The 26,501-nt window shown below is 64.1% G+C and carries 25 protein-coding genes; 10 read left to right on the top strand and 15 right to left on the bottom strand.

Annotated elements, in window-relative coordinates:
• The first annotated feature begins 11 nt into the window (after positions 1-11).
• Positions 12-356, top strand: a complete 345-nt coding sequence (locus NWF24_RS07815) for a hypothetical protein (protein ID WP_258353696.1) — start codon at positions 12-14, stop codon at positions 354-356.
• 106 nt (positions 357-462) lie between these two features.
• Here the strand turns inward: NWF24_RS07815 and NWF24_RS07810 are convergent, their stop codons facing one another.
• From NWF24_RS07810 to NWF24_RS07775, 8 genes are all read right to left on the bottom strand, one after another.
• Positions 463-729 (bottom strand): hypothetical protein, encoded by a 267-nt coding sequence (locus NWF24_RS07810; protein ID WP_258353695.1) that lies wholly within the window; start codon positions 727-729, stop codon positions 463-465.
• 122 nt (positions 730-851) lie between these two features.
• The gene (locus NWF24_RS07805) at positions 852-1,358 is read right to left on the bottom strand and encodes a hypothetical protein (RefSeq protein WP_258353694.1); all 507 of its coding nucleotides are present in this window, start codon (positions 1,356-1,358) and stop codon (positions 852-854) included.
• Positions 1,359-1,446: 88 nt separating this feature from the next.
• Positions 1,447-1,836: a hypothetical protein gene (locus NWF24_RS07800; protein WP_258353693.1), complete on the bottom strand. Its 390-nt coding sequence runs from the start codon at positions 1,834-1,836 to the stop codon at positions 1,447-1,449.
• A 30-nt stretch (positions 1,837-1,866) separates the two neighbouring features.
• Positions 1,867-2,526 (bottom strand): hypothetical protein, encoded by a 660-nt coding sequence (locus NWF24_RS07795; protein ID WP_258353692.1) that lies wholly within the window; start codon positions 2,524-2,526, stop codon positions 1,867-1,869.
• 118 nt (positions 2,527-2,644) lie between these two features.
• The gene (locus NWF24_RS07790) at positions 2,645-2,833 is read right to left on the bottom strand and encodes a hypothetical protein (RefSeq protein ID WP_258353691.1); all 189 of its coding nucleotides are present in this window, start codon (positions 2,831-2,833) and stop codon (positions 2,645-2,647) included.
• Positions 2,834-3,013: 180 nt separating this feature from the next.
• A complete protein-coding gene (locus NWF24_RS07785; protein WP_258353690.1) occupies positions 3,014-3,535 on the bottom strand; it encodes a hypothetical protein in 522 nt (173 codons plus the stop codon).
• 287 nt (positions 3,536-3,822) lie between these two features.
• The gene (locus NWF24_RS07780; RefSeq protein WP_258353689.1) at positions 3,823-4,137 is read right to left on the bottom strand and encodes a hypothetical protein; all 315 of its coding nucleotides are present in this window, start codon (positions 4,135-4,137) and stop codon (positions 3,823-3,825) included.
• 296 nt (positions 4,138-4,433) lie between these two features.
• Positions 4,434-6,578, bottom strand: coding sequence for a glycoside hydrolase family 3 N-terminal domain-containing protein (locus NWF24_RS07775; RefSeq protein WP_258353688.1), 2,145 nt, complete (start codon positions 6,576-6,578; stop codon positions 4,434-4,436).
• Positions 6,579-6,717: 139 nt separating this feature from the next.
• Here NWF24_RS07775 and NWF24_RS07770 point away from each other — a divergent pair, with 139 nt between their 5' ends.
• The 4 genes from NWF24_RS07770 to NWF24_RS07755 are packed head-to-tail and all read left to right on the top strand — an operon-like array spanning position 6,718 to position 13,458.
• Positions 6,718-8,007: a glucoamylase family protein gene (locus NWF24_RS07770; protein WP_258353687.1), complete on the top strand. Its 1,290-nt coding sequence runs from the start codon at positions 6,718-6,720 to the stop codon at positions 8,005-8,007.
• Positions 8,004-9,413 carry a glycoside hydrolase family 15 protein gene (locus NWF24_RS07765; RefSeq protein WP_258353686.1) on the top strand — a complete coding sequence of 470 codons (1,410 nt, stop codon included), beginning with the start codon at positions 8,004-8,006 and terminating at the stop codon, positions 9,411-9,413. The genes NWF24_RS07770 and NWF24_RS07765 overlap by 4 nt, the downstream gene beginning before the upstream one ends.
• Positions 9,410-11,170: an ABC transporter ATP-binding protein/permease gene (locus NWF24_RS07760; protein WP_258353685.1), complete on the top strand. Its 1,761-nt coding sequence runs from the start codon at positions 9,410-9,412 to the stop codon at positions 11,168-11,170. The genes NWF24_RS07765 and NWF24_RS07760 overlap by 4 nt, the downstream gene beginning before the upstream one ends.
• The gene (locus tag NWF24_RS07755; RefSeq protein ID WP_258353684.1) at positions 11,167-13,458 is read left to right on the top strand and encodes a CocE/NonD family hydrolase; all 2,292 of its coding nucleotides are present in this window, start codon (positions 11,167-11,169) and stop codon (positions 13,456-13,458) included. Before NWF24_RS07760 ends, NWF24_RS07755 begins: the two co-directional genes overlap by 4 nt.
• Before the next feature lie 4 nt (positions 13,459-13,462).
• On the opposite strand, the gene NWF24_RS07750 is transcribed toward NWF24_RS07755, so the two are convergent.
• Positions 13,463-15,100, bottom strand: a complete 1,638-nt coding sequence (locus tag NWF24_RS07750; RefSeq protein WP_258355258.1) for an alpha-amylase family glycosyl hydrolase — start codon at positions 15,098-15,100, stop codon at positions 13,463-13,465.
• A gap of 61 nt (positions 15,101-15,161) precedes the next feature.
• Positions 15,162-16,037 (bottom strand): LysR family transcriptional regulator, encoded by an 876-nt coding sequence (locus tag NWF24_RS07745; protein WP_258353683.1) that lies wholly within the window; start codon positions 16,035-16,037, stop codon positions 15,162-15,164.
• Positions 16,038-16,142: 105 nt separating this feature from the next.
• Here NWF24_RS07745 and NWF24_RS07740 point away from each other — a divergent pair, with 105 nt between their 5' ends.
• The 3 genes from NWF24_RS07740 (at position 16,143) to pyrF (ending at position 18,874) form a co-directional block, all read left to right on the top strand.
• Positions 16,143-17,087, top strand: a complete 945-nt coding sequence (locus NWF24_RS07740) for an NADP-dependent oxidoreductase (protein ID WP_258353682.1) — start codon at positions 16,143-16,145, stop codon at positions 17,085-17,087.
• A gap of 40 nt (positions 17,088-17,127) precedes the next feature.
• Positions 17,128-17,997: an NmrA/HSCARG family protein gene (locus tag NWF24_RS07735; protein WP_258353681.1), complete on the top strand. Its 870-nt coding sequence runs from the start codon at positions 17,128-17,130 to the stop codon at positions 17,995-17,997.
• 169 nt (positions 17,998-18,166) lie between these two features.
• Complete coding sequence (gene pyrF, locus NWF24_RS07730) at positions 18,167-18,874, top strand: orotidine-5'-phosphate decarboxylase (RefSeq protein WP_258353680.1); 708 nt, start codon at positions 18,167-18,169, stop codon at positions 18,872-18,874.
• Between the two features lie 849 nt (positions 18,875-19,723).
• Here the strand turns inward: pyrF and NWF24_RS07725 are convergent.
• Positions 19,724-20,881 carry a serine hydrolase domain-containing protein gene (locus tag NWF24_RS07725; RefSeq protein ID WP_258353679.1) on the bottom strand — a complete coding sequence of 386 codons (1,158 nt, stop codon included), beginning with the start codon at positions 20,879-20,881 and terminating at the stop codon, positions 19,724-19,726.
• Positions 20,882-21,281: 400 nt separating this feature from the next.
• Here NWF24_RS07725 and NWF24_RS07720 point away from each other — a divergent pair, with 400 nt between their 5' ends.
• On the top strand, positions 21,282-21,827 hold the full coding sequence (locus tag NWF24_RS07720; RefSeq protein WP_258353678.1) for a hypothetical protein: 546 nt from the start codon (positions 21,282-21,284) through the stop codon (positions 21,825-21,827).
• Positions 21,828-22,009: 182 nt separating this feature from the next.
• Here the strand turns inward: NWF24_RS07720 and arr are convergent, their stop codons facing one another.
• On the bottom strand, positions 22,010-22,405 hold the full coding sequence (gene arr / locus NWF24_RS07715; RefSeq protein WP_258353677.1) for an NAD(+)--rifampin ADP-ribosyltransferase: 396 nt from the start codon (positions 22,403-22,405) through the stop codon (positions 22,010-22,012).
• 149 nt (positions 22,406-22,554) lie between these two features.
• Between arr and NWF24_RS07710 the strand changes: the two genes are divergently transcribed.
• Positions 22,555-23,568 carry a LysR family transcriptional regulator gene (locus NWF24_RS07710; protein ID WP_258353676.1) on the top strand — a complete coding sequence of 338 codons (1,014 nt, stop codon included), beginning with the start codon at positions 22,555-22,557 and terminating at the stop codon, positions 23,566-23,568.
• On the opposite strand, the gene NWF24_RS07705 is transcribed toward NWF24_RS07710, so the two are convergent.
• The 3 genes from NWF24_RS07705 to tauA form a co-directional block, all read right to left on the bottom strand.
• Complete coding sequence (locus NWF24_RS07705) at positions 23,486-24,337, bottom strand: ABC transporter permease subunit (protein WP_258353675.1); 852 nt, start codon at positions 24,335-24,337, stop codon at positions 23,486-23,488. The two genes, NWF24_RS07710 and NWF24_RS07705, sit on opposite strands and share 83 nt — an antisense overlap.
• 25 nt (positions 24,338-24,362) lie before the next feature.
• Complete coding sequence (locus NWF24_RS07700; RefSeq protein ID WP_258353674.1) at positions 24,363-25,151, bottom strand: taurine ABC transporter ATP-binding protein; 789 nt, start codon at positions 25,149-25,151, stop codon at positions 24,363-24,365.
• 209 nt (positions 25,152-25,360) lie between these two features.
• Positions 25,361-26,374: a taurine ABC transporter substrate-binding protein gene (tauA, locus tag NWF24_RS07695; protein ID WP_258353673.1), complete on the bottom strand. Its 1,014-nt coding sequence runs from the start codon at positions 26,372-26,374 to the stop codon at positions 25,361-25,363.
• Between the last annotated feature and the right edge of the window lie 127 nt (positions 26,375-26,501).

Here is a 26,501-nt window from a genome sequence, read left to right as displayed (position 1 = left end):
CGATCATTTCCATGACCACCTACTCAGTTCCAGTTCCGCATACCGTTCGCGAGATAGGTGACCGGTTCACCAGCATCTTTGTTGGTGCACCGGACTTTGTGTTCCTGAACTCCTGTGTTACTTACACGATCACGCTCGACATGATGATGAACTCGCTGGTCGAGGGCATCACGAGCGTCATGCAACGAACGAAAAGCGCCGACGCTGCTAAGGCTTATGAGAAGTGTTTGTCAGAAGTCGCTGCGATTCATGAGCTCTATCGAAGCGGCGAGGTGGCTGAGGCTCAGCAGCGCATTCAGACAGCAGAATGCAGTTTCCTGGATGCGGGAAAGCGAAAGAAGTCGCGGCCCAAATAGTGGCGACGGGTGTCCGCTTTCGAGTCAGGCGACCGACCGTTCAGGGCCCAAACCGGGCATTACGAGTTGCTCCGAAGCGGACGTTCGACACCATCCCGCGGGCAGATTAGTTTGAGCACCGTCCCGTCTGCCCCACCAAGTGGACATCGATCCATGCATCCAGCGCCGGACCGCTTCGCACAATTCCACGCTCCGTAAGCACGTGCAGGCCTGCTTCAAACTTCCACGGTTGGCCGCGGCCGCCGTTCTGCTGCAGCCATGCCGCCACGATACCGGGGTCATCCGAGCCGAAGCGGTACTTGTCTAGAAACCAGTGCTCCTGAATGACGCGAAACTTCGCTATAGGCTGCCGCGCGAATTTGAAGATCGACAACACCGACAGTCCTTATACCGTTAGCTCCGGGTTGCAATGGGGTGTGGCGCATCGAAGCTCCTTGGCGACCGCCCGCATTTGGCCGCATTCTGCCGTCGGCATTGCGCCCCGTTCGGCCCGGCTCACCAACCGATGTGGGTAAAGCCGCCCTCATGATGGAAGACGGTCAGACCGGCTACCTGAGGCCACATGAACACCACGTCTCCATCGAACATGAACTGGGATGAAAGGCTCACCCTTTGACGCAGTTCGTCGACCGCGCAGCAAAGCAGTTCGCCGCTGATAAAACTTCCGTCGGCGACTACAACGACCTCCCCCGGCGGGAGAGGTTTGCCGGCGAATATCAAGTCGAACAAGTCGGTCTTGCCATACTGAGCCTCCGTCTGCGCCCAATTTGGGATGGCAACGAACTTGTAGGCGAGGCCTCGGCGCTCTGCTGCTGCAAGTATTGAATCCGGTTGAAGCGTCGCGCCGGGAAGTATCCGCTCCAGTAGGTCAAGCGGCAGCGACAAGGAATTGTTCATATTCAGGATAGAGCGAATCTGAGCTTCTGGTCGTGGGGTGGGGTCGTCATGGTATCTAAGCCGCGCTGCGCCGACCTTGCCGACTCGAGCAAACTGGACGGCCACGACGAAGGTCCGCTACTGGCCGAATCCTGCCACAGTGTCGTCGGCCCCGAAGCCCAAAGTGAACACCGAGACGGCCTATAGGAGAAAGTCAAAACCCATCTTTCTCAAGCCGCCGAATCGCCTTTGACTCTTTGTATTTATGCACCTTCAAAAGGCGTTGTGCTTCACCGGCAACTCGCTCGGTTCTGAAGCCAGGCCACGCAGGAAGAAGGCGCATCAACTCGATCCAGTCTTCCTCCAATTCGGTCCTCGGCTCGTCCAGCATGAGTGACGCTCGATAGGCAATCACCTTGCGAAGATGCACGGATGCTCGCAAGTTGAGGCCGGAATCCGTCCTCAGAGGTAGCTCGTCATCCCAGATCAGACCGCCTGCCATCAAGTCATAACTGCAGGTCGCTGATGGGCTGTACTGGCAAGCCCTCAGCGCGTCTAACAACACGGGACTGAACATCATGAGCGGTGGACTGGGTGCTGTCATTTAAGGTCTGCTATTGGCCGACTCCGGCGCTTAATCGACTCTAGCTGGTCGCGGGATCGCTGGCCCTTGCGCACTACGTTCCATAGCCGTACGCTGTTTTGGCGTCGAGAAGTTTGGCGAGGACGGGGGGTCAATGTCGAAGTTCGGATTGATTTCACTCCAAGTTGCCTCAACTGCCGATCCGAAAATGCTGTCGACGAATCTACGCGGGCCGAGGATCATGGTGTACTGACCATTCACGTCGAGCAGAGAAAAATTGAGGCAGGGCGAAAAGAGGAAATGACTGCCGCTATAGAGCCCTATCTGCCCGCCCCGGACCTTAGAGAAGTCATCAATTGTCGGGTTGATGGAACCGAGCAGCGGTGGCTCGAAATCGAGTATCTCCATGGCCGCATCGGGATCGCGTGCATATTCATAGCCGGTGGGAATCGCATACAGCTTCTCAACGCGGACGAGTGCCAGTTGTCTGAAAAACGACTCCAGCACGGAGTCATCCCACTCAGCTCCTTGCGCACTGTGAAAAAGAAGACCAACTACTGCGCCCAACCGCACAACAGTGTTCTCATCGAATCGTGCGCCATAGTTGGAATCAAAAAGACGGCGCGCGTTCAGCGCAAGGGATACGACGGAAGGCGACGCTCCGTAGATGTCTGAGTCGCCAGGAATGACGGAGGGGTGTGCTTTGATCATTTGAGGACGGCGCTGCGGCGGCTGAACGCCGGCTTTAAGGCGAACTGGAAGCTGCGGGCGAACGACGGGTTGTGGCCGAACTTTGCCATCGAGGGCGCACGGCTGTGAGCGTGCCCCCTCATTCGCGTTGAAAGCCCCTGCAGAGCTCGAGAAAGTCTGCGGCAACCGGCATGGCAGCCTCCGGCTCCATACCCATACCAATCATAGGCAGCAAGAAAATTGCTCCAGCGTTGTCGAACGCGAAGACCTCGCCGCCGCCGTCCCCGGCAAAGGCGATAAAGCCTGGGGCGCGCGCGTCGACCTCCATGGCTTCGTTGGCAGATGCCGCTTCTTCCTCCCCCAGAGGATGATGTCGCCCTCATGCGTTGCTGTGACAACCCGGCCCTCGAACAGCTCATTCGTGGTGACCTATTGGCGGTATTCTGGTGGCAATTTGGCAAGCATGTTGGATGTCTTGTTATGGCCGGATTGCGTCAAGCCAAGCCCCCTATGCCGCACTGCGGGCCAGCAATCCAAGCTCTCTTAAATGCTCCACTGCACGACTGGCAACCCGCTCTTTGTACTTGAAGTCGCCCGAGCGGGAGCGCCATCGAACTCGACTGCCGTCGTGGAGGTGAAATGTCAGTTGGTGCCGCCGCGACATAAAGGCCCACTTCAGCCCATAGATCCCGGCAAGCCCAAGCAGACCGACCCGGATGGTCGTACCTGGCTCAAGGCTGTCCCAATAAACCCCCAGGTAGTAGAAGATGCCAGCTAGTAGAAGCAGCACCAGTACGCCCGCCACGATTCGCGTTGCCGCCAAGCCGCTCTCGTATTCCACTCTGGAAATGCTGGATGCAGGCACTACCTCAATTCTGTACGGACTCTTTATCGAAAGTTGCTTGCGAACGACCCTCAAGCCGTCGGAACCAATGCTCACCACCTGGCCGATGTAGTACGCATAGTCTTCAGGCAGTGCAAAGATGGCGAAGGTTTGCTCTTCCTCGAGTCGTTTTCTTTCGCTTTCCATGATCCCCTTGCGTTGTGAACGAAGCTGCGCTTGCCTAGCCACGATTGGCGAGCTTCAATACTTTGGACTTCCTAGCGATTGATTGTTGACGCGCCTTCAGTTGGTGTGCACGCGCTTTCATTGCCGCGATACCAATCTGTTCGACTAGTGTTGTGAGCATGCTGCGAAGGTCTGCTTTCCGGCGATCTAGGTAAGGTCGCTGTACGACATTCATGCCCGACTGGAGCCTCACGCACGGCCTGCGCAAAGAGGCCCGAAGCCGACGGACATGGTTTATGGCGATCTTTTCATTGCGCACCACCCTCGCCTGCGACAGCACGCAACGACTGAATCGTAGCCTCGGCCGTTTCGACGCGCCGCTGCAGTTCTTCATTGACCAGCCGCACCAGAGCGCCGAGTTCGGCGCGCGTCGAATAGACCTCTTCGCTGTCGTTCACGCGTTGCGGAACGATGAGTTTTTCAAGACACGCATAGGCACGATGCACAGCATGAAGGCTATCGATGTCATCGCATACCTGCAGCACAAGCGATTCAACGCTAGCGGCTTCAGAAGATTCGGGAAGTGAGTGAACGTGCGCAGATGCGCGAGCGGATGCAGCCATGAATGGCCTCCAAGTGATTGCGGTTTGCTGAAACCGCCGCACCCGAGTCCAAGCGGAGGCGGCAGCTCGACGGGTTGGACTACCGGGCAACCACTTGCGTGAAACCGGCCGGGCTCGCGCCCGCCCATCGAGCCGCCAAAACTGGAGGCACGAACGACAAAGCCGCAGACCCTGCGGGGAAACTGCGGCTTGCGTCGCAGTGATTGCACGGGAGTCCAATCCCGATCACGCCTCTTTTTGACGTGACCGGCGCAGTATAGCCACGGGCAACGGTATGCCCGTACGCCCCTAGCGCTTCAACACAACTCGATGGTCTGCCGCAGCAACCCTGATTGCTCGGCACTCGGCCCGACGAGAATCTCGACTTCGCCCGCCTCGAACAGAGGCTGCAGGTCCTGCCCGAGGTAGCGCAACTCGGCCGCCGGCAGCTCCAGGTTCACCGAGCCCGCTTCGCCCGGCATCAATCGCAGCTTCGCGTAGCCCTTGAGTTCCAGCAGCGGCCGAGTGACACGGCTCCGCTTGCCGCGAATGAACAGGAAGACAGTCTCTTCGGCCTCGCGCGCGCCAACGTTACGCAGTCTGACGCTGATCTTCAGCGCATCCTGCTCGCCCACGCGCCGCGGCTCGACCTGAAGCTCGTCGTAGACAAATCGGCCGTAAGTCAAGCCGTGGCCGAAGGCATACAGCGGCGCATTCTCGACGTCCTGGTACCTGCTCGTGAAGTAGTCGGCGGGATTCATCGGCCGGCCGGTGGGACGCTGGCCGAAGTAGATCGGCAGCTGCCCGACGGCGCGCGGCCAGCTCATCGGCGTGCAACCGCCAGGCGTTACCTGGCCCGTAACCACGTCGGCGATCGCATGGCCTGCTTCGATGCCGAGGAACCATGCAGCCAGCAGCGCATCGGCGTGTTCGGCCAGCCAGGGGACGACGAGCGGACGGCCCGAGAACAAGATTGCGACGACGGGGATGCCGAGCGCGTGTGCACGTGCCGTCACCGCTTCGGCCAGAGCCTGTTGCCGGCCGGGAAGCGCGGGCGTGGCGCGGCTCGCGGCCTCGCCACTCATCGTGGCACGCTCGCCCAGGCACAGCAGAACGGCGTCGGCGCCGTCGCACAGCAGGGCGGCAGCCTCAATGCCGCTGTCGTCATCACTCTCGATGGCAACGCCGGGTGCATGGCGTATGTCGGTCTGCGGCAGCGCGGCGCGCAAGCCGGCAAGCACGCTGATGGCCGGCTCGTCCCCGCCGGCACCCCACCACGGGCCTTTCATCTCGGTGCTTGCGTCGGCCAGCGGGCCAATGACGCACAGTGCCTTCGCCGCAGCAGGCAAAGGCAGGGTGTCCCGCTCGTTCTTCAGCATGACGATGGCCTTGCGCGCGGCGTCGCGCGCCACCGCGTGCCGCTCGGCGACAACCGCCGCGGGTTCCGGTGTCGCGCCGCGACGGTAGGGGTCGTCGAACAGGCCGAGCTGCTCCTTGAGTTGCAACACGCGGCGCACGCTCGCGTCGATCTCTTCGATCGTCACCCGTCCCTGCTCGAGCGCGATCGGCAGGCCCTTGCGATACGCGTCGGCCATCATGTCGATGTCGACGCCGGCCTTCAGCGCCAGTACCGCGGCGTCGACGAGATCGGCCGCAACGCCGTGCTTGATCAGTTCCGCGATCGCGTTGTAGTCGCTGACGATGACGCCGTCCCAGCCCATCTCGCCGCGCAGCCAGTCGCGCAACAAGGGGATGTGCGCCGTCATCGGCACGCCGTTGAGATCGGTGAAGGCAGGCATCAGCGTCGCAACGCCGGCACGCACCGCTGCTGCGAAGCCCGGCAGATGCACCTCGTGCAAGGTGCGCTCGGAGATGTCCACGGCGGCGTACTCCCGCCCCGCGGTGACTGCGCCGTACGCGACGAAATGCTTCGCACAGGCGGCCAGCGATTCGGCCGATGACAGATCGGCCCCCTGGAAGCCGCGCACCTTGGCCTGCGCGATGCGTGCGTTCAGCCAAGGGTCTTCTCCGGGTCCTTCGGCGGTGCGGCCCCAGCGGGGATCGCGCGATACATCGAGCATCGGCGCGAAAGTCATCGCCAGGCCGTCGGCAGCGCCTTCGCGCGCGGCCTCGCGCGCCGTGCGCTCCCAGAGGTCTTCGTCGAAGGTGCCGGCCTCCGCAAGCGGGATCGGAAAGAGCGTGCGATGGCCATGAATGATGTCCAGGCCGATCAGCAGCGGAATGCCGAGCCGTGACTTCTCGACGGCCAGTCGCTGCATCTCGTGCGTGTGGCCGGCGCCGACCATGTTCAGCAGATTGCCGACGGTGCCGTCGATGATCGACTGCGTGGAGTCCCCCGCGAGCACCGGCCCGGTGACCGTGTAGCCGGAGGCAGTCATCGTCAGTTGACCCAGCTTTTCGGCTAGCGTCATCCGGGCCATGAGGGTGTCGATGCGGCTCATCAGGGATTTCGAATAGAACCCAAGGGCCTTAATGATGGCATGCTGCGGTCAGAGAGCCCTCGGCCGCGTGGCGCCGCCGACGATTCGGTGAAACCAAAAGTGACACCCGGGACAACAACGAAAGGAGCCGTTCGTGTTGATGGATGACAGGAACCCGAGGGCACTGGCAGCCCTGCCCGATGAAGCCTTGATCGACGCCGTGCAGCGGCAGACCTTCCGCTATTTCTGGGACGGTGCGGATGCAGGCAGCGGCCTGGCACTCGACCGTCGTACGCTCGTCGGCGCCACGGGCGAAGACCTGCCCGATGACAGGGTGGCGATCGGCGGCACGGGCTTCGGCATCATGGCCTTGATCGTCGCGGTGGAGCGCGGCTGGGTCACGCGGGACGCAGCGCTGGAGCGCCTGGGGCGCATGCGGGACGCCCTCTTTCGCGCCAGGCGCTACCACGGCGCCTTCCCCCACTTCATGGACGCAGCGAGCGGCGAGACGATCCCGATGAGCCCCAAGGACGACGCGGGCGATCTGGTCGAGACCTCGTTCCTCTGCATGGGCCTGCTCTGTGCGCGTCAGTATTTCAGCGAGGACACGGCCGCGGCGCGCCGGTTGCGCAGTGACATCGACACGCTGTGGCACGAGGTCGAATGGAACTGGTTCACCCAGGGCGGGCGGGACGTGCTGTATTGGCACTGGAGCCCGAACCACGGCTGGGCGATGAACCATGAAGTGCGCGGCTGGAACGAGTGCCTCATCACCTACCTGCTGGCGGCGGCCGCGCCGCGCCATGCGATCGATCCGCGGGTGTACCACCGCGGCTTTGCGGCGGGGCCCGGTTTCCTCAACGGCCGGTCGTACTACGGCATCGAAATACCGCTGGGCATGCCGTACGCCGGCCCGCTGTTCTTCACGCATTACTCGTTCTGCGGCCTCGATCCGCACGGCCTGAAGGATCGCTACGCCGACTACTGGGATCTCAACTGCCGCCACCTGCAGATCAACCGTGCGCACTGCATCGCCAATCCTCATGGCCACCCGGGCTACGGCGAATCGTGCTGGGGCCTGACCGCCAGCGACGACCCCGACGGCTACCTCGCCCACGCCCCGGACATCGACAACGGCACCATTTCGCCGACGGCCGCGCTGGCCAGCCTGCCGTATGCGCCCACCGAGGTAATGCAGGTTCTGCGGCATTTTCTCACCGTGCATGGCACGCGATTGTGGAAGGACTACGGCTTCATCGATGCGTTCTGCGAACGGCGCGATTGGTTCGCAGAGACATATCTCGCCATCGACCAGGGCCCGATCGTCGTGATGATGGAGAACCATCGCACGGGCCTTCTGTGGAAACTGTTCATGAGCGTGCCCGAAGTGCAGGCCGGGCTGCGCGCCCTGGACTTCAGCAGCCCGCATCTCGGGTCGCCTGCACCGTGACCTTCAGCGTGGCGAGCCAGCAAGACCCGGCTTTCGAGTCATGGCTCGAAAGACAGCTGTCTGCTTCGGCGAGCGCGATGCTGCCCTGCATCTCGCCGGTGTCGATCGTCAAGCATCGCCCAGGCTTCGGTCAGACCATACGGCCGGTTGCCGGCGCCATCATCGCTTCGCCCGTACTCGGCAACTACGACCCGGACCCGGACTACTTCTTTCATTGGTTCCGCGACTCTGCTGTCGTCATCGATGCACTGCGCCTGCTCTACGCTGACCGACGCATCGGCGACGAAGCCCTGCAGCATCTGCGCGATTTCACCCGCTTCAGCCTTGCCGTGAACGCACTCGACGGCCGCGCGGTTGCCGCGGAGCAGGGCCGCAGAGCGCGTGTGGCCCCCGAACTCCTGCAGTTTCTGCGCGAAGACCATGACCTCGGGAGCGTCCACGGCGATGCCGTCGTCGCCGAAACGAGAGTGAACCCCGACGGTACGCTCGACGTCCTCCGATGGGCGCGCCCCCAGCACGACGGGCCGCCATTGCGCGCGCTGGCGCTGCTGCGCTGGGCGGCCGGCGGGCACCTAGACGCGGCCCTGCTGGCGGAGGTCGCGCCGCTGATTCGCTTCGACATCGACTTCACGCTGCGTCACTGGCGCGAGCCGTCATACGACATCTGGGAGGAAGAACTCGGCCACCACTACTACACACTGCGCGTCGCAGGGGCCGCGCTGGCCGAAGGCGCGGCATGGCTGGAGGGCTTGGGCGACGCGGCGCAGGCGCAGCGCTGCCGGGAGGAGTCGCGGGCCGTGCAGCGCCTGCTCGACGACTACTGGGTAGATGAACGAGACGGACAGTCAGACGACCGCGACTCGACGCGCGGCTACTACCGTTCACGCACGCTGACGGACGGCCAGCCCAGTCCGAAGGCACTGGACATCGCGGTGATCCTGTCGGCAATCCACGGCCTCGGCACCGAGGCCGCGCATGGCCCGGCCGATCCGCGCATGCAGGCCACGCTGGCGCGACTCGACGCGCTGTTCGATGCGGCCTATCCGATCAACCACGGCCGTGCCGCAGGCCGTGGCGCGGCGATGGGTCGGTACGCTGGCGACGTGTACTACTCGGGCGGTGCGTACTTTTTCTCGACGCTCGGCGCCGCCGAGTTCTGTTTCCGCGCTGCGGCGATGGGCGGCGATGCACGCCATTGGAGCCAGTGGATGGAGCGCGGTGACGCCTACCTCGCCACGGTACGCGCATACACGCCGGCCAGTGGTGATCTGTCGGAACAGTTCGACCAGCGCAGCGGCGCGCAGACCTCGGCGAAGCAACTGGCATGGAGCCACGCCGCGTTCATTTCGTGTGTCTCGGCGCGCCGCATCGCGGCCGCCGCTTGCCAGGCGCCGCAGGAGCGATGAGCGCAAGGCCGGAGAACCGTGTCGAGCCGGCTGCAAGAGCCGGCGTCTTCCGTCAGGTCCGCGAGTTGCTCGGCGCCTTGCGAGTGTCCCCGGTCGCGAAATCGCTTGTCGCGCTGATGGGCGCGATCGTCGTGGTCGTCGCGCTCACGGCGTATGGGCAGATCGAACTCAATAGCTGGAACAAGCCGTTCTACGATGCGATCTCGCGTCGCGACCTGAGCGAATTCGTCGTGCAGGTAGGCGTCTTCGCGATCATTGCGGGCGTGCTGCTGGTCTTGAACGTCGCGCAGAGGTGGCTGGGCGAAACCTTGCAGCGGAAGCTGCGCGAGGCCGTGGTCACTGACCTCGTGGGGCTGTGGCTGCAGCCGCGCCGGGCGTTCTGGCTCCAGGCCAGCGGCCCGATGGGAGCCCATCCGGATCAGCGCATGCACGACGACACGCTGAAGCTGTGCGATCTGTCGGTCACCCTCGGCGTGGGTCTGTTGCAGGCAGCGATGCTGTTCGGCAGCTTTGCGAGCGTGCTGTGGGTCATCTCCAAGGACTTCAGCCTCTTCTTCAACGGCGAGGACCACGTGTTGCCGGGCTTCATGTTGTGGGCGGCAATTGCCTATGCGATCGCCGGCTCGCTGCTCACCTACTGGGTCGGCAACGGCCTTATTTCTCGCAACGCCGAGCGCTACGCGCGTGAAGGCGAATTGCGCTTCTCGCTGACGCGCATCAACGAGCATCTCGACGGCATCTCCCTGGCTGGTGGCGAGGCCGACGAGAAGCGTCGCGTTGCCATGCATTTCGGCGACGTCTTGCGCGCCACGTCGCGCGTGGTGCTCGGGCTGACCAACCTCACCTGGGTCACCGCGGGCTTCGGCTGGGTCACCATCATCGCGCCGACGCTGGTGGCCGCCCCCCTCTACTTCTCGGGGAAAGTTTCGTTCGGTGGCCTGATGATGGCTGCCGCGGCCTTCACCCAGGCACAGTCGTCGCTGCGCTGGTTCGTCGACAACTTCAGCATCATTGCCGACTGGCGCGCCACGCTGCTGCGTGTCACCGACCTGCGCCGGATGCTGGCGTCCGATCTGGAGGCACAGGCAGGCGGCAGCCGCATCGCTTATCAGGAGAGCGAAGCCGGGACGCTCGCAATCGAAGCGCTCGAGGTTCGCTCCTGGAGCGGCCACGATCAGCTGGACGACCCCAGTCTCGTCGTGCACCGCGGCCAGCGCGTCCTGATCCTCGGCACACCGGGCACGGAGAAGACCCTGCTGTTCCGGGCGCTGGCGGGCCTCTGGCCCTGGGGCTGCGGCACCGTGCGCCGGCCCGTCGGCGAGACGATCCACTACATGCCGCGCGGCACGCCCTACATTCCCCGCGGCACGCTGGCCGAAGTGCTGTCGTATGCGATGGAGCCATCGACCTATCCGAGAGAAGCCATGGTGGCCGCACTGGCAAGTGTGGGCCTCCAGCGTCTGGAACAGTTGCTGAACAAGACGGGCCGCTGGGAGAGCGAGCTCAGCATGGACGAGCAGTTGCGGCTGGGCTTCGCCCGCGTGGTGCTGCAGGCGCCGCCCTGGCTGGTGATGGACGAAGCCTTCGGCGCGTTCGACGACGACACGCTCGAACTCATCATCGACGCGCTGGGCAAGCTCACGCACACGGGCATCGTTCACATAGGCTCGGCCGGAGGAGCGCACGACCGGCTGTTCACGCAGGTGGTGCATCTGGTCAAGGCGCCGAACGCCGTGCCCGAGGAGCAGCGACCATGAGACACCCCGGGTCAACCGCCAGTCGTGCGCGTCGCGCCCTCATGCGGCTGATGCTTGCGCTACCTGCCTGGCCGACCTGGTCCTGGGCGGCGGATTTCGGCTTCCGGCCACCGCGCGATCCTGACGATGCCACCGCGGCGGACCTGATGCGAGACTTGGCCGAGCGCATCTTGCCGGTGTACCAGGAGGCGGACACCGATGTCTTCCTGGCCAACCTGACCGCCCTGCAGATCGTCAGCGGCGCCTATCGTGCAGCCTACGACAGCAGCGGCTCCCTGCGCAGCCGCCGCCAGGGCAAGCCGTTCGACGGTCTGGTCGAGCGGGCGATCCTCGACGGCATCTATGCGCATGCGCGCATGCTCGAAGCGGACGGGCGCCTCGGCTTCGCGGAAGCCTACGCGCGCTCGTTCCAGGAACTGGTGTCGCCGCTCGACAACGCGCAAGCCCAGGCCATCATGGCGCGGCTCGAAACCCCACCGGCGGTGTACAGAGAGCCGCTGCGCCAGGCCTTCGATCTCTGGCGCGCGAAGGGCAGCCTTCCGCAGGCCGATGCGCTGGCGCTCGTGCGAACCTGGCTTTCGTACCAGTCGCGTCGCAGCTTCAATGCGCTGCTGCCCGAATTGTTCGCGGCGGAAAACCGCAACCGCTACGTGGCGGAGGCTGACGTCAGGATTCCCGTGCGCGGGGGTGTCATTCATGCGAACCTGGTTCGGCCCGGCCGCGTGAATGGAACTCTGCCGACGCTGCTGCGCTTCACGCTCGATCCCGCCGAGGACGACGCACAGCACAGTGCCGCCAAAGGCTACGTCGGCGTCACGGCGTACGTGCGCGGACGCACGCCCGATGGCAAGGGCGCCGTGTGGCCGTTCGTTCGCGACGGCGAAGATGCCGCTGCCGTCATCGACTGGATTGCCCGGCAGGCGTGGAGCGACGGCCGCGTCGCCATGCTCGGCGACGGCTACTCCGGCTACGCCGCCTGGGCCGCCGCCCGCAGGAGACCGGCTGCCCTCAAGGCCATCGCCACGATCGCACCAATGGCGCCGGGCATCGACTTCCCGATGGCCGGACAGATCTTCCGCAATGCCACGGTCCGCTGGGCGCAGGAGCACGCGGCTGCCGAGCCCCTGCGGGCCGGCGTCGACGCCGACGCCGACCCGGACGCAATGTGGCAGGCACTCGACGCGCGCTGGCATCGCGGCAATCGCCCCTACTGGGACATAGACCGCGTCCTGCTGGGCAAGCGCAGCAGGCTGATTCGAACCTGGCTGACGCACCCGAGCCACGATCGCTACTGGCAGAAGTTCTTGCCGTCGGCGGAGCAGTTTGCGCGAATCGACATCCCGGTGCTCAGCTTTGCCGGCTACTACGGCGCCGACGCCGGCGCGCTCTACTACCACCACGAGCATCTTCGCAACCGGCCGCAGGCCGACACGACGCTGCTGCTCGGCCCCTACGACGCGGCCTCGATCCGGCGCGGTACGGCGCCGACGCTGCGCGGCTACACGCTCGACCCCGTCGCACGCGTCGACCTGCCGGAGCTGCGCTACCAATGGCTCGACCACATCCTGAAGGGCGCGAACAAGCCTTCCCTGCTGATGGATCGCGTCAACTACCAGGTGATGGGCGCGGATCAGTGGCGCCATGCGTCGACGCTGGACGCGCCGCAGCGCACCCCGCTGCGCCTTTACCTCGACACCCGCGAGCGCGACGACCCGCACCGCCTGTTGCCGTCGCCGTCCGAAGGCGGTGGCAACGTGCGGCTCTCGGTCGATCTCGCCGATCGACACGACGTGCGCACTCCGTGGCCGGATGCGCTGCGCGTGAAGCAACTGCCGGCGCGCAACAGCATCAGCTTTGTCAGTGATCCGCTCCCGGAGGGCACCGAGCTCATCGGCAGCCTGCGCGGCGTGTTCGACATCACGCCCTCACGGCAGGACGTGGACTTCAACATCTCGCTGTACGAGCAGACGGCAAGCGGCGAATACCAGCTGCTGTTCGATCCTTACGACTTTCGCGCCAGCTACGCAGGCCATCGCATGCGTCGCCGGCTTCTGCGGGCCGGCGAGCGTCAGCTGCTTGCGTTCACCGCCGAACGTGTGACGGCCTGCAAGCTCGCGGCGGGCAGCCGCATCGTGCTGCTGATCGGCCTCAACAGGCGTCCCGACCGGCAGATCAACTACGGCAGCGGCAAGGACGTGAATTCGGAAACCATTGCCGACGCGAAGTGGCCCATTCGAGTGCGCTGGCATGCGCGCAGCTACGTCGAGATCCAGACCGGCAAGTCTTGATCGCTCATCGTGTCGTCGGACCCTTGTCGTCCACGGCGCCGATGACGATGCCTTCGCAAGGCGCCAGCACCAGGGGCCCCTTGATGAACTCGGCGCGCGCAGGATCGGTCGATGCCAGCACGACCGGCTGGCGCGGCATCAACGCCGGCGAAATCGGCGCCGGGGTGGTGCCGAAGTTCAAGAGCACTACCAGCCGCTGCCCTTCGTCGTTGCGCGCATAGGCGAGCACCTCGCCCCCGGTTTCAAGCGCTTCATAGTTGCCCCGGTTCAGCGCGGGCTGCGCGCGGCGCAACGCGATGAGGCGCCGGTAGAGCGCCAGCATCGACCCTGCGTCGTGCGATTGCGCCTCCACATTGTTCGTGGGCCAGTCGGCTGCCAGGCGCAGCCACGGCGTACCGGTCGAGAAGCCCGCATGCTCTGCCGCGCTCCACTGCATGGGTGTTCGCTCCGGGTCTCGACCCAGGCCCATGCCGGGCTTGTTCTTCTCGAACGGGTCCTGCACTTCATCGGCGGGAATGGGGACGTCCGTCATGCCGATCTCGTCGCCGTAGTAGAGCGTCGGCGTGCCGCGCAGCGTGAGCAGCAGCATGGCCGCGAGCCGCGCCATCTGTGGCCCGACGCGGCTCGCAATGCGAGGTCTGTCGTGGTTGCCCAGCACCCAGTTCGGCTGGGCGCCGGCGGGCAAGGCGGCTTCGTAGTCGCGCACGAAACGGTCGATGCGCGCCGCCTGCCACTCGGTTGAGATCAGCTGGAAGTTGAAGGGCAGCTGCACGCCTTCGAGCACGCCTGCGGCGTTGAGTCCGTAGTAGGCGACCAGGCGCGGGAGCGGCAGGTAGAGCTCGCCGATCAGCACGCGCGACGAGCGTGTGTCGCTGAACGCGTCGACCACGCGGCGCATCTCGGCCACGATCGGCTGTACCTCCGGCAGGTCGGTGTTGTAGAGCATCAGCCAGCGAAAAAATGGGTCCTGGCCCGGGGCGAAGTCCGGGTTCGGCGGGTTGTCGCGGAACTGCGCGTCCTTGATGATTTGAGAGAGCACGTCGACACGGAATCCGTCGACGCCGCGCCGAAGCCAGAAGCGCAGCACCTCGTACATCGCGGCTCGCACCTCGGGGTTGCGCCAGTTGAGGTCGGGCTGCTCCTTCAGGAACGAATGGCAGTAGTACTGGCCGGTGGTCGCATCGAAGGCCCAGGCCGGGCCGCCGAAATTGCTGAGCCAGTTGTTGGGCGGCCCGCCGCCCGGCGCCGGGTCGCGCCAGATGTACCAGTCGCGTCGCGGATCGCTGCGCGCGCTGCGGCTCTGCGCGAACCACGGATGACGATCCGACGTGTGGTTGGGCACGAAGTCCAGGATGAGCTTGAGCCCTCTCGCGTGGGCCTCCTGCACCAGCGCATCGAAGCCGTCCAGCGTGCCGAAGCGCGGATCGACGTCGCAAAAATCGGAGATGTCGTACCCGAAGTCGGCCATCGGCGAGGGATAGATCGGCGAGATCCAGACGGCATCGACGCCGAGCGAGACCAGATGATCCAGCCGGGCGCGGATTCCGCCCAGGTCTCCGATGCCATCGCCGTTGCTGTCCTGGAACGAACGCGGGTAGACCTGATAGACGATTCCGCACTTCCACCAGTCGTCGGCTGACATCTTGATCCCCTCGTGCTCGGTTTCGGGTGGGTCCATTTTCCCCAGAAAGAAAACAGCTGACCTAGCCGTTCAGTACGAGAGACCCCTGCGGATACTGCGCGCACATGAAATCGACGAACGCCCGAACCTTCGGTGCAGGGAGTCGTCTCGACGTATGCAGGACCCAGAGCGCGACCTCCACGCCTGAAACCATGCCCCACTGAACCAGCTCTCCGCGCGTCAACTGGTTCCACGCGATGGACTGCGGCATCAGGGCGACGCCAGCGCCGGCGATCGCAGCGTCGCGAATCATCAGGAACGAGGAAAGTCTGAGCCTCGGAATCGGCTCCAGGACAAGGCGTCCGTCGTCCAGCGTCCAGTTCGTCGGTTGAAAGCTCGTTGAAACGATGCCGGGAACCGGGCTTACCTTGCCTGGCGTAGGCACGGGCACGGAGGGCGCGGCCACGACCACCAGCCTGTCCTTGGCAAAACACCGGCCGACGAGGCTGCTGTCCGGGCTTGGATTGATCCGGATCGCGGCATCGAACTGCTCCTCGACGAGGTCGACCAGGCGATCGTCCGCCACCACCTCGCAGGCGACCTCGGGGTAGGCGGTGCAGAACTCGGCGGAGATGCGGCCCATCGCCAGTTGAGAGAACAGCACCGGCGAAGCGATGCGCAAGCGTCCGCGGGGCACCGACAAGCCCTCACGCGCGGAAGTCATGGCGTCGGCCACCTCGTGCATCGGCCCTTCGGTGCGGTCCATCAGCATCTGCCCGGCTTCGGTGAGCTTGAGCCCGCGGGCGCTGCGCTCGATGAGCCGTACGCCGAGCTGCTCTTCCAGATCGGCGATGCGCCGGGACAAGGTCGCCTTCGATCTACCGCTCGCGCGGCTTGCTTTTCCCAGGCCGCCGTTCATTGCGACGAGCGCGAAGTCGCTCAGTGCGTTCAGATCCATGGTGTTCCGTAATTGAAACGAGGTGTCTTCATTTTCTGATCTTTGTTTTAACAATGCAACGACCTAATCTTCTCCTTACCGCAACTTCAACAGGAGAAAACTGAAATGACCACCACCACCATCACTCAACGCGCTGTGCTTATCCGGGCCTACGGCGGTGCTGCCGCCGCCGAGGTCGCCGAGACCGCGAGGCCCACGGCCGGACAAGGCCAGGTCCTGGTGCGCGTCCGGGCGGCCGGCGTGAACGGCATCGACTGGAAGATTCGTGAAGGCTTCGTCCGGGACGCGTTCCCGCTTCAACTGCCCGCCGTGCTAGGTATCGAGCTTGCAGGTGTTGTCGAAGCGCTTGGCTCCGACGCCTCGCGTTTTCGCGTGGGCGATCGCGTCATGGGCCCGCTGGGCGGCCTGGGTGCCTATGCCGAGTTCGTGGCAGTCGACGAGGCGAAGCTCGTGCGCACGCCGCAAGGCCTGGACGACGTTCATGCGGCCGCCGTCCCCGTCGCGGCCGTGGCCGCCTGGCAAAGCCTGCACCACACAGGTCCGATCGCCGCAGGTCAGCGAATCCTCATTCATGGTGCAGCAGGAGGGCTGGGAGGCTATGCCGTGCAGTACGCCAAGCAGGCAGGCGCCGAAGTCTTCGCGACGGCGTCTACTGCCCACGTCGAGTACGTGCGCAGCCTGGGCGCGGACCACGTCATCGACTACCGCACCGAACGCTTCGAGTCGGTCGCGCGCGACATCGACCTGGTGCTCGACTACGTTGGCGGCGAAGTGCTCGATCGCTCGTGGCAGGTGCTGACGAAGGACGGCGCGATCGTCGGCACGTCCTCGCCCGACATCCTTGCACGCACGCCCCCCGGCCGCTGCGGACTGTGGTTCATGACCAAGCCGGACACCGCCCTCCTGGAGCGGCTGGTGGCGGAGATCGCCCAAGGCACCCTGGTCTCGAAGCTCGACGAAGTCGTGCGCTTCGACGACATCCCTGCGGCCATCGAACGCAATCGCACCGATCCGCGCATCGGCAAGGTCGTTGCGGACTTCTCGCGCTGATCGATCTTTTCATCCCCCACCAACCTCCCAGGAGATTTCCATGAGTATTCTCGTCACAGGTGCCACCGGCACCATCGGTTCCCTCGTCGTCCAAGGCCTGGCCAGTGCCGGCGCCGAAGTCGGCGCCTTCGTTCGCACACCCGGAAAGCAGAGCTTTCCGGCCGGCGTCAAGGAGGTCGTCGGCGACCTGACCGACGTGCCCTCATTGCGCGCGGCACTGTCGTCGGTGCGCACGCTGTTCCTGCTGAACGCCGTCACGCCCGACGAAGTGACGCAAGCCCTCGTCGCGCTGAACCTGGCGCGCGAGGCCGGCATCGAGCGCATCGTCTACCTCTCGGTCATCCATGCAGACAAGTTCACCGATGTGCCGCACTTCACCGGCAAGCACACGGTCGAGCGAATGATCGAAAGCCTCGACATTCCGGCGACCATCCTTCGGCCGGCCTACTTCATGCAGAACGAGCGCATGGTCCAGCAGGTGATCCAGGGCTATGGCGTCTACCCGATGCCGATCGGCTCCACGGGCGTCGCGATGATCGATGCGCGAGACATCGCGGACGCCGCCGTCGCCGAACTGCTGCGCCGCGATCGCGCGACCGCGCCGTCACCACGCGTGACGCTGGAGCTGGTCGGGCCCGAGCTGTTGACCGGAGAGTCGGTGGCCAAAATCTGGAGTGCTGCGCTCGGTCGTGCAGTGACTTACGGCGGAGACGACGTGGCGGCCTTCGAAGCGCAGATGGCCACATCGGCGCCGTCCTGGCTTGCCTACGATATGCGCCTGATGATGGCCGGGATCCAGAAGTTCGGCATGCATGGCGCGGACGGCGCCGTGGATCGCCTGCAGGCCATCCTCGGACGTCCTCTGCGCAATTACACCGACTTCGTCAAGGAGGCCGTTGCCGCGTCGTAGGCTGCGTGCTTGGCGTATGTCGGCTGGGACCGCATCACACGCTGCGCTCTGGGGATCTGATGTCTGTTGCGTGCGCAGCGGTTGCCGGCATTCGGCGGCAGAGCGCGGATGGGTACTATCGGCCAGAACCGATCCTTCAAAGCCATTCCTCGACTCTGCACGCCTCTTGATGCCACAAAAGAACAACATCATCGTATCGCTCGACTTCGACTCGGCCAGTCGAGCACTCGAGTTGGTGGAGCGCCTTGGACCATCGGCACCGTTCTACAAGGTCGGGCTTCAACTGCTCACTGCGGAAGGCCCTACCTTGGTACGGAAGCTGATTGCAGACGGCAAGGAAGTCTTTCTCGACCTAAAGCTCCACGAGATTCCCACCTCGGTGGCCGGCGCAGTGGCGGCAGCCGGTGCTTTGGGGGCTTCGATGGTCACCGTTCATGCTTCAGCCGGCTCTGCTGTGCTGAGGGCCGCGGTCGAAGCTGCTCGCCCGTACCCCACTTTGAGCGTTCTGGCCCTGACGGTCATCACAAGCATGCGAGACGAGGACCTCACGGAACTTGGCTTGGCTGCGACGGTCCCAGAGCAAGTCATCCGACTGGCCATGCTGGCCGCTGCTGCCGGCTGCCATGGTGTGGTCGCTTCGGCCCAAGAGGCGCGGCTGCTCCGCGACCGCCTTCCGGCTGAGATGCTCATCGTGACGCCAGGCACGCAGTTGGAGACCGATGCCCGGAATGACCAAGCGCGAGTAGCCACACCTTTCGACGCCGTTCGTTGGGGTGCGAGCCATATCGTCATTGGGCGTTCCATCTCTCGCTCGGCGTATCCGTCGGACGCATTCGCTGCTATCCGAGCCCAGGTGGACGAGGCTGCTTCTTCGTAAAGGCGGGCGCAGTGGTCCGGCATCCTGCTTCTGGAGGTCGTCGAGGGCGACAACCTCATCTGGAGCATCGCAACCAAGCTCAAGGGAGTGAGCTGCGAAACATCCTGGCAATGGACTTGCTGCTAGCGGTGCTCCGCGTGATGTGCCCGCGGGCAAATTTCCGGCGGGTCTTCATATGCCAAACACGCTCCTCTGGGTCGAACTGGATGAAACCATGAACGTCACCAGAGTGTGGAGGCTGGACACGTGAAGGGGCACTCATGGACTCGCCTCGTCACTGCGGCCGAGTCTGGCCAGAACCGGTCCCTCAAACATCAATCCCAACGGCTCACCTACTATGTTCATCAAGCGATTTGGCAAACTGAATGCTTGGGCACTGTGTCTTTCGGTTCCGCTCGCAGTTGTCTTGTCCAACGTACTTCCACCCCAGTCGGCACAGTGTTCCGCTGCGTATTGGTCAGTCACGCCCGTATTTCTGCAGGCTGCGGGTTGTTTCGTTTTGGGCTGCGTGGGTTGGGTCGTAGCGCTGCTTCAAGCGAGTGCTCGACGCGAGGGCCCGACCTCTTTGCTCTCAACCAATGACCAGGAACAAGGCGCTTTCAAGGTTGATGGTAGAGCCGAGCTGATGTTCTACTCCAAGGTGCTTCCAATCTGCCTTGCGGCCATGATTGCAAGCGGGCTTGGCAGGGACTTCCTTCTCTTGAAGCTCGGCTGTTGACGGCCCGAGCGGGGCCTCAAGCGGATGTAGCGAGTGCAACGTGGGCCATCGCCAAGCGGCCAGTCGCCGTAGTAGGCGTTTCGCGGTTCAATTAAGCGCTGACAGCACGGACGCCAGTCACGGTATCCGGGTCACCGGGACGGTGAGATAGCCTGCAGCACATCGTTGAACACGCCGTACTGCAACTTGAATGCCTGCGGGCTGTAGTCCTGGTAGTAGCCTGCCGTCACGGCAACGACGAGATCGAGCTCGGGCACGATGCGGATCGATTGCCCGCCTCGACCGAGCGCACCGATCCAGCGAACTATTCGTCGGTGCGCAGCGGCATGGCCGCTCCACCAAAGGTAGCCGTAGTCCTGATCGTCCGTTGCCTTGATGAGCGACGCGGTGGAAGCTTCGATCCAGCCCTTCGACACGATCTGGCGTCCATCCCAGCGCCCGCCCGCTAGCACGAGCTGTCCGATCTTTGCCATGTCCCGTGGACGCATGCGAAGGCCTCCGCCGGCGTCGCTGTCTCTGCCCATTCGGCTCCATTCTTCGCCCGAGATGCCCAGGGGCTCCAGCAGGCTCGCTCGCGCGAACTCGTCGAGCGGTTTGCCGGTGGCCCGATGCAGGATCGCTGATACAAGCGCCAGCGCGCCGGTACTGTAGAAGAACTGCTGCCCAGCCGCCGCCACAGTTCGGCGCGTGAGCACATAGCGGCACGGATCTCCCGAAAAATACATGCGCGTTTCGTCGTTCGCGAGATCGCCGGTCGCGGGCGTTGACTCGATCCATTCGAGACCGAGCGTCATGCTTAGCGCGTGCCGCAGCAACAGGCGATCCGATTCTGGCGTTCGCAGGTCTGCGAGTTCGGGGAAGAAGCTAAGGATCGGCTCGTCGATGTCATGGATCAGCCCCCGGTCGATCGCAATGCCGACGGCGAGCGACGCGACGCTCTTCGTCGCCGACTTCATTGCATGGCGCGTGTTGGCGTCGAAGACGATGTTCTCCACGCGGCTGCCGAAAAAGCTGGTCGGCACCTGATCGCTGCCTTGCAGGTAGCGCTCGAAGACGAGCTTGCCGCGATGCACGACGAGCACGGCGTGGATGTTCGCGCGCGAAGCCGCAAGCCGATCGGCCATCTTGCTCAGCGCGATGGTGTCAACGAGCTTGTCGTCGCCCGCGGCGATGTTCCAGCCATCGTCTCGCGAGGTTTTCGCGGCGAAGCCTTCGATCGAATGGGTGCACCCTGCCCCGCCGAGTGAGGCGAGCGCAGTGCCAACAAGAACGAACTCACGGCGTTTCATGACACGTCGACGGCGGAAGGTGCATTGATGCTAAGCGGCGAAGGCTGCGCGCGTCAATCGCCTACTCCTCCGAGTTAGCGATCCCACACCTCTTGAATGAGGATAGAGCATCGCCGAAGCAGCCTTTCGCGATTGGCCGCTTGTGGCCGCACGGGAAGTCTGCGCAAAGGGCCGAAAGCGGATGTGCGACGCTCTCGAAAGCGGACGCTTAGGATTCCGCCGGATTCCCTTGAGCCTTACATTCAAGTAGGTCTCGCTGGCAATCCTGCTGCTGCGTTTCACCGGGAGAGCATGGCGGGCGCATCTCGCATCGAAGGTCGAGCTTACTCCTGGCTCAACCTATGCCATAAGACATGCAAGGTTTGATCGTTTGACAGTCGCTTGCTGAGCCTCATCCGCCATGAAAAATTTACGCCACCTTCTTGTTCTTTTCGCCGCGGTCGCATGCACCCACATTGGCGCTCAAACAACGGGCGCCGCATCGCATGGATCCATTTCTGAATCCAATGCCGCCGTGTTCAAAGCTTGCGCCGTCGCCCCGACAGCGAATGGAGCGTGCCCGCTCGATGCGGTCTTTGGGCTCTTCAAGCTCGCGCTCAACAACGACGTGCTGGACTTCAAGGTTTCGAACACCGTGCCACGGGCGATCAACCAAAACTACGGTTGGATCCTGAAACTCAACCAGAAATCTGGCAAGGTCCGCGTTCTCGAACGCGTGACATTGCCGGAAACCCCGAAGACGTGGGGCAGCGGTGGCCAGCCTTACGGTACGTCGGCTGATCGCAAGACTATTTCGCTGGACGTGACCCTGACCATCTACGACGGCACCATTTCGAAGTCTTGGGACGTGGCCGATGGCGATCCTGCCGGCCACTACCTGATCAGCGCCTACGTCGAAGACTCCGCTCCGGTGCAGTTCGAGTTTGATGTCATCGATCCAAAATGACCAACTGCCGTAGACCTGTGGGTTGAACTCGTTGCGGCTGCCTGCCTCAGCTTCGAACGTCGGCCGCGAGGGAGCGCTCCTAGCCAAATTCTGCCGCACAGCAGTGGCGCCGAGAGGCCCAAGACGGTCAACAACCCAGTCCATTTCCGTTCGCTACCCGGCGCGGGCACGGCAGGCGGGATTCAGTTGATGATCTCTCCCATGCCAACGCGTACGCGCTCCCTGAGCTGCCGGATGTACTCCGGATCGAAGGATTCCCAGGTCTCCAGTTCGCCGACGATCCGAAGCGGCTCCCGGCTGCGGTACGAGCGTGTGGGATTGCCCGGAAACTTCTTGTCGGTGACGTTGGGGTCGTCTTCGTAAGCGCCCGTGGGTTCGACGATGTAGACGCGGCCACGGCCGTCGCCCCTCGCCATTTCGGCAGCCAGCCCGGCGCCCTTGGGCCAGGCGGTGAAGTAGATGTGGTTCATGACGACGCGGCCGTCGTAGTTTGACCGAAAGCCGGCCGTGAGCAGATCGCCCACCTGAAGGTCCGCCCGCGTACCGTGGAAGTAGGGGCCGGCGTCCAAGATAGCCATCGCAGCTCGCTCCCCTGCAGAAAGGAAAAGCCGCGGAGTCTACTCGTGTCGATCTTCACGGAAGCCGTCTCGCGTGAAGTCCGATCCAGGCCTGGGTATGCCCCTACACCCCACGGCCTCATCCCCGATGCTGGAACAATGCCTCCACCATGGACGGCCTCGATCTCATCAAAACATTCCGTGAAGTCGCGTTCCGGCGCAGCTTCTCCCGCGCGGCGATCTCGCTGGGCATGTCGAAAGCCACGGTGAGCCGCTATGTGGCGGAGCTCGAAACCCGCAGCGGCGTGCGCCTGCTGAACCGCTCCACCCGCTCCCTGAGCCTCACCGATGCCGGCCAGGTGCTGCTCGACCGCAGCACGCAGCTGGTGACGATGGCCGAGAACACCCTCAACGACCTGCAGGCCCACGGCTCGCATCCGCGCGGGCGGTTGCGCATGAGCGCGCCGCACGGGCTTATCGCCGGCTGGCTCTCGGATGTGATCGCCGGGTTCATCAAGCTCTACCCCGACGTGTACGTGAGCCTGGTGTTCACCAACGACAACCTCGACCTGATCGAGGAAGGCATCGACATCCACCTGACGGGCGGGCGCATCGACGACATGAACCTGATCGTGCGCCGGCTGGTGCAGTTCGACATGGTGGTCTGCGCCACGCCAGGCTACTGGGCCCAGCGCGGCATGCCGCAGACGCCCGAAGACCTGGGGCGGCACGATGTGCTGAGCTTTTCGGCGAAGCCGACCACTCACCTGCCCTTCGAGACCGATGGCAAGCCGTACGACGTGCCCGTGCACAGCCGCATGGAAGCCAACGACGCCGTGGCGCTGATCGAACTGGCGCTGCGGGGCGTGGGCGTGGCCTATGTGCCCGAGCCGCTGGCGCAGTCGCACCTGGAGCGCGGGGCACTGGTGCCGGTGCTGCGCGAGCACATGCCGCGCGAGCACTGGCTGTATGCCGCGTACTCGCAACGCCGCCACAACAGCGCCGCGATGCGCGCCATGCTCGACTTCCTGGAGCAATCGATGGGCGCGCTGGCCGAAGGCCCGGCGCTGCCACCACAGCAGCCCGTACACATGGCGCCGACTACATGCGCCCTTTCCAGGGCACCAGACGTCGCTCGAGCCACCGCATCAGCAGGTCGAACAGATAAGCAACCACCCCGATGACGATGATGCCCATGATGACGATGTCGGTGCGCAGGAAGTTCGACGCGTTCAGCACCATCTGACCCAGCCCCATGTTGGCCGCCACCATCTCGGCGGCCACCAGCGTAGTCCAGCCGAAGCCGATGGCGATGCGCATGCCCACCAGAATGTCGGGCAACGCCGACGGCAATATCACGTGGCGGATCACCTGCATGTAGCTCGCGCCCATCGAGTAGGCCGCGTTGATCTGCTCCTGTGAGGCACTGCGCATGCCCGAGCGCGCAGCCAGCGCCAGCGGCGCGAAGCAACTCAGGAAGATGAGCAGCACCTTCGGCAGCTCGTCGATGCCAAACCAGATGATGATGAGCGGCAGGTACGCCAGCGGCGGCAGCGGCCGGTAGAACTCCAGCGGCGGATCGAAGATGCCGCGCCAGAAGCGGCTCATGCCCATCGCGATGCCCACCGGAATCGCCGTGGCGCAGGCCAGGAAGAAGGCAGAGAACACGCGGAACATGCTGGCAAGAAAATGCTGCCACAGCGGCTTGTCGTTGGCCTGGCCGGTGAGATATTCGTAGAACTGCTGGAACACCGCCTGCGGCGTGGGCAGGAACAGCGGCTTGACCCAACCCATGTTGGTGACGATGAACCACAGCGCCACCAGCGCCACTACGGTGACGATGCTGATGGTCACGCTCGAGCCTTCGCCCGGCACCTTGAAGGCGCTGGTCTTGAGCTTGGCGCCTGCTGCTGGTGCGGGCGATGCGGCGGGTTTGGAAGGCGGTGGCGTCATGGCGACGGGGGATGCGATCGACACCTCAGACATGGGCAACCTCGCGATGATGAATGATCGACAGCACTTCTTCACGCATGCGGATGAATTCGGGCTCGGATTTCACCTTGCGCGAATCGCCGTGCGACAGGTACTGGCGAGAGAAAGGCACGTCGTCGTAGACGTGCGAGATGCGCCCGGGGCTCGGGCTCATCACGATGAGCCGCGTGGCGAGAAACAGCGCCTCTTCCACCGAGTGGGTGATGAAGAACACCATCTTGTTCGACTTGGACCAGGCCTGTAGAAGAATCTCCTGCACCTGTTCGCGCGTGAAGGCATCGAGCGCGCCCATGGGTTCGTCCATGAGCAGCACGGCGGGGTCGCTGGCGAGTGCGCGCGCAATGCCTACGCGCTGCTGCATGCCGCCGGAGAGTTCGTACACGGCGCGGTCGGCGTATTTCTGCAGGCCAACGAGGCCCAGCTTTTCTTCGGCGATGCGGTCGCGTTCGGCCTTGCCCACTCCCCCCAGCCGCAGGCCGAGTGCCACGTTGTCGCGCACGTTGAGCCAGGGCATCAGCGCATGCTTCTGGAATACCACGCCGCGGTCGGCGCCGGGGCCGACTACCGGTTTGCCGTCCAGCAGGATCTCGCCGGTCGAAGGTGGCAGGAAGCCAGCGATGCTGTTGAGCAGCGTGGTCTTGCCGCAGCCCGAGGCACCTAGCGCTACGACGAAGTCGCCGTCATGCATCGTCAGGTTGACGGGGGCCAGCGCCTGCAGCGTGCCGCCCTTTACCGCGTAGTTGACCGTCAGGTCTCGGATGTCTAGCGTGGGCATTTCAGATCTCCGTTTTCTGTTCGTCTGTTCGTTTGTTCGGGGGGCGTGCGAATGACACCGGGTACTCCCCTCCGCGAATGTCCCCCGCCTTCGGCTCCTCCTTTATTTCGCTGCGGGGAGCACCCGATGCCATTCGCACATGGACGCTGCCGTTGTGCCGGCCGATCAAACGCTGCGTCCATCGATCACGCCGTCGGCGTGAGCGCCCCCTACTTGCCCATCGCCTTCTCAACGTAGGTAGTAGTGACGAACGCGCCGTAATCAGGCTTTACCTCCTGCACCCGCCCCTGCTCCTTCAGGAAGGCCGCCGTGTTAGCCATCGCCTTGGCAGCACCACCGCCCAGCCACGTCGGCGAAACCTGCTCAGCCATCGTCGGGAAGGTGTACAGCGCCATGGCCGCGCCAACGTCCTTCGGGTCGGCCTTGGTCCACTTGGCCATGGCCTTGGTCTGCGGTGAGTCGGGCGTCCAGCTCTTGCCCGTTGCCTTGTATTCCTCGTTCGCGCGGTTGAGCGCCTTCACGAAGGCGATCATGAAGGGCTCGTTGGCGGCTGCCCACTTGGCGTTGACCACGATGCCCTCGAAGGTGGGCGCACCGCGCTTGCCGATGCTGCCCGATGTGGCGATGGTCTTGCCGCTCGCCTTGATCTTGGAGAGCACCGGGTCCCAGATGAAGGTGGCGTCGATGTCGCCGCGCTCCCATGCAGCCGCGATCTCCGGCGGGCGCATGTTCATCACGTTCACGCTCTTGGGGTCGACGCCGTCCATCTTCATGCCGGCCATGAGCTGGTAGTGCGCGGTCGACACGAAGGGCGTGGCCACTTTCTTGCCGGCCAGGTCCTTCATGCTGTTGATGCCCGATGCATTGCGCGCGATGAGCGCTTCCGCATTCGCGATGTCGGCGGAGATCCAGAACAGCTTGATGTCCTGCCCCTGGCTGGCCGCGGCCGTCAGCGGGCTGGAGCCGGTTTCACCCATCTGCACGTCGCCTGAAGCCATCGCGCGGATCACGTCGCCGCCGCCCGCGAACATGCGCCAGTTGATCTTGTAGCCCGTGGCCTTTTCGACCTCGCCGGACTCCATGACGAGGCGCAGCGGCACCAGCATGTCCTGGTGGGCGAAGGTGACTTCCTTGGCCTGCTGTGCGGAAGCGGTGCCGCACAAGGCTGCCAGCGTGGCGGCCAGCACGGCGAGTTGCAGGGGGAGACGGCGGGACATGGTCATCGGGTTTCTCCAGTAGGTGAATCTCGCAGCGACTTTGCACGCATCGCATCCAGCCAGGAAGTACCAGCACCGGGGCGGGCATGGAGCCAGCCGATGGGTGAATACCCTTGTTCTGGTGCACATGGCA

The sequence above is a fragment of the Variovorax paradoxus genome (assembly GCF_024734665.1).
Taxonomy (GTDB): Bacteria; Pseudomonadota; Gammaproteobacteria; order Burkholderiales; family Burkholderiaceae_C; genus Variovorax.
Note: the sequence above shows the minus strand (reverse complement) of the source record. Positions and strands in the feature narration are given on the sequence as shown.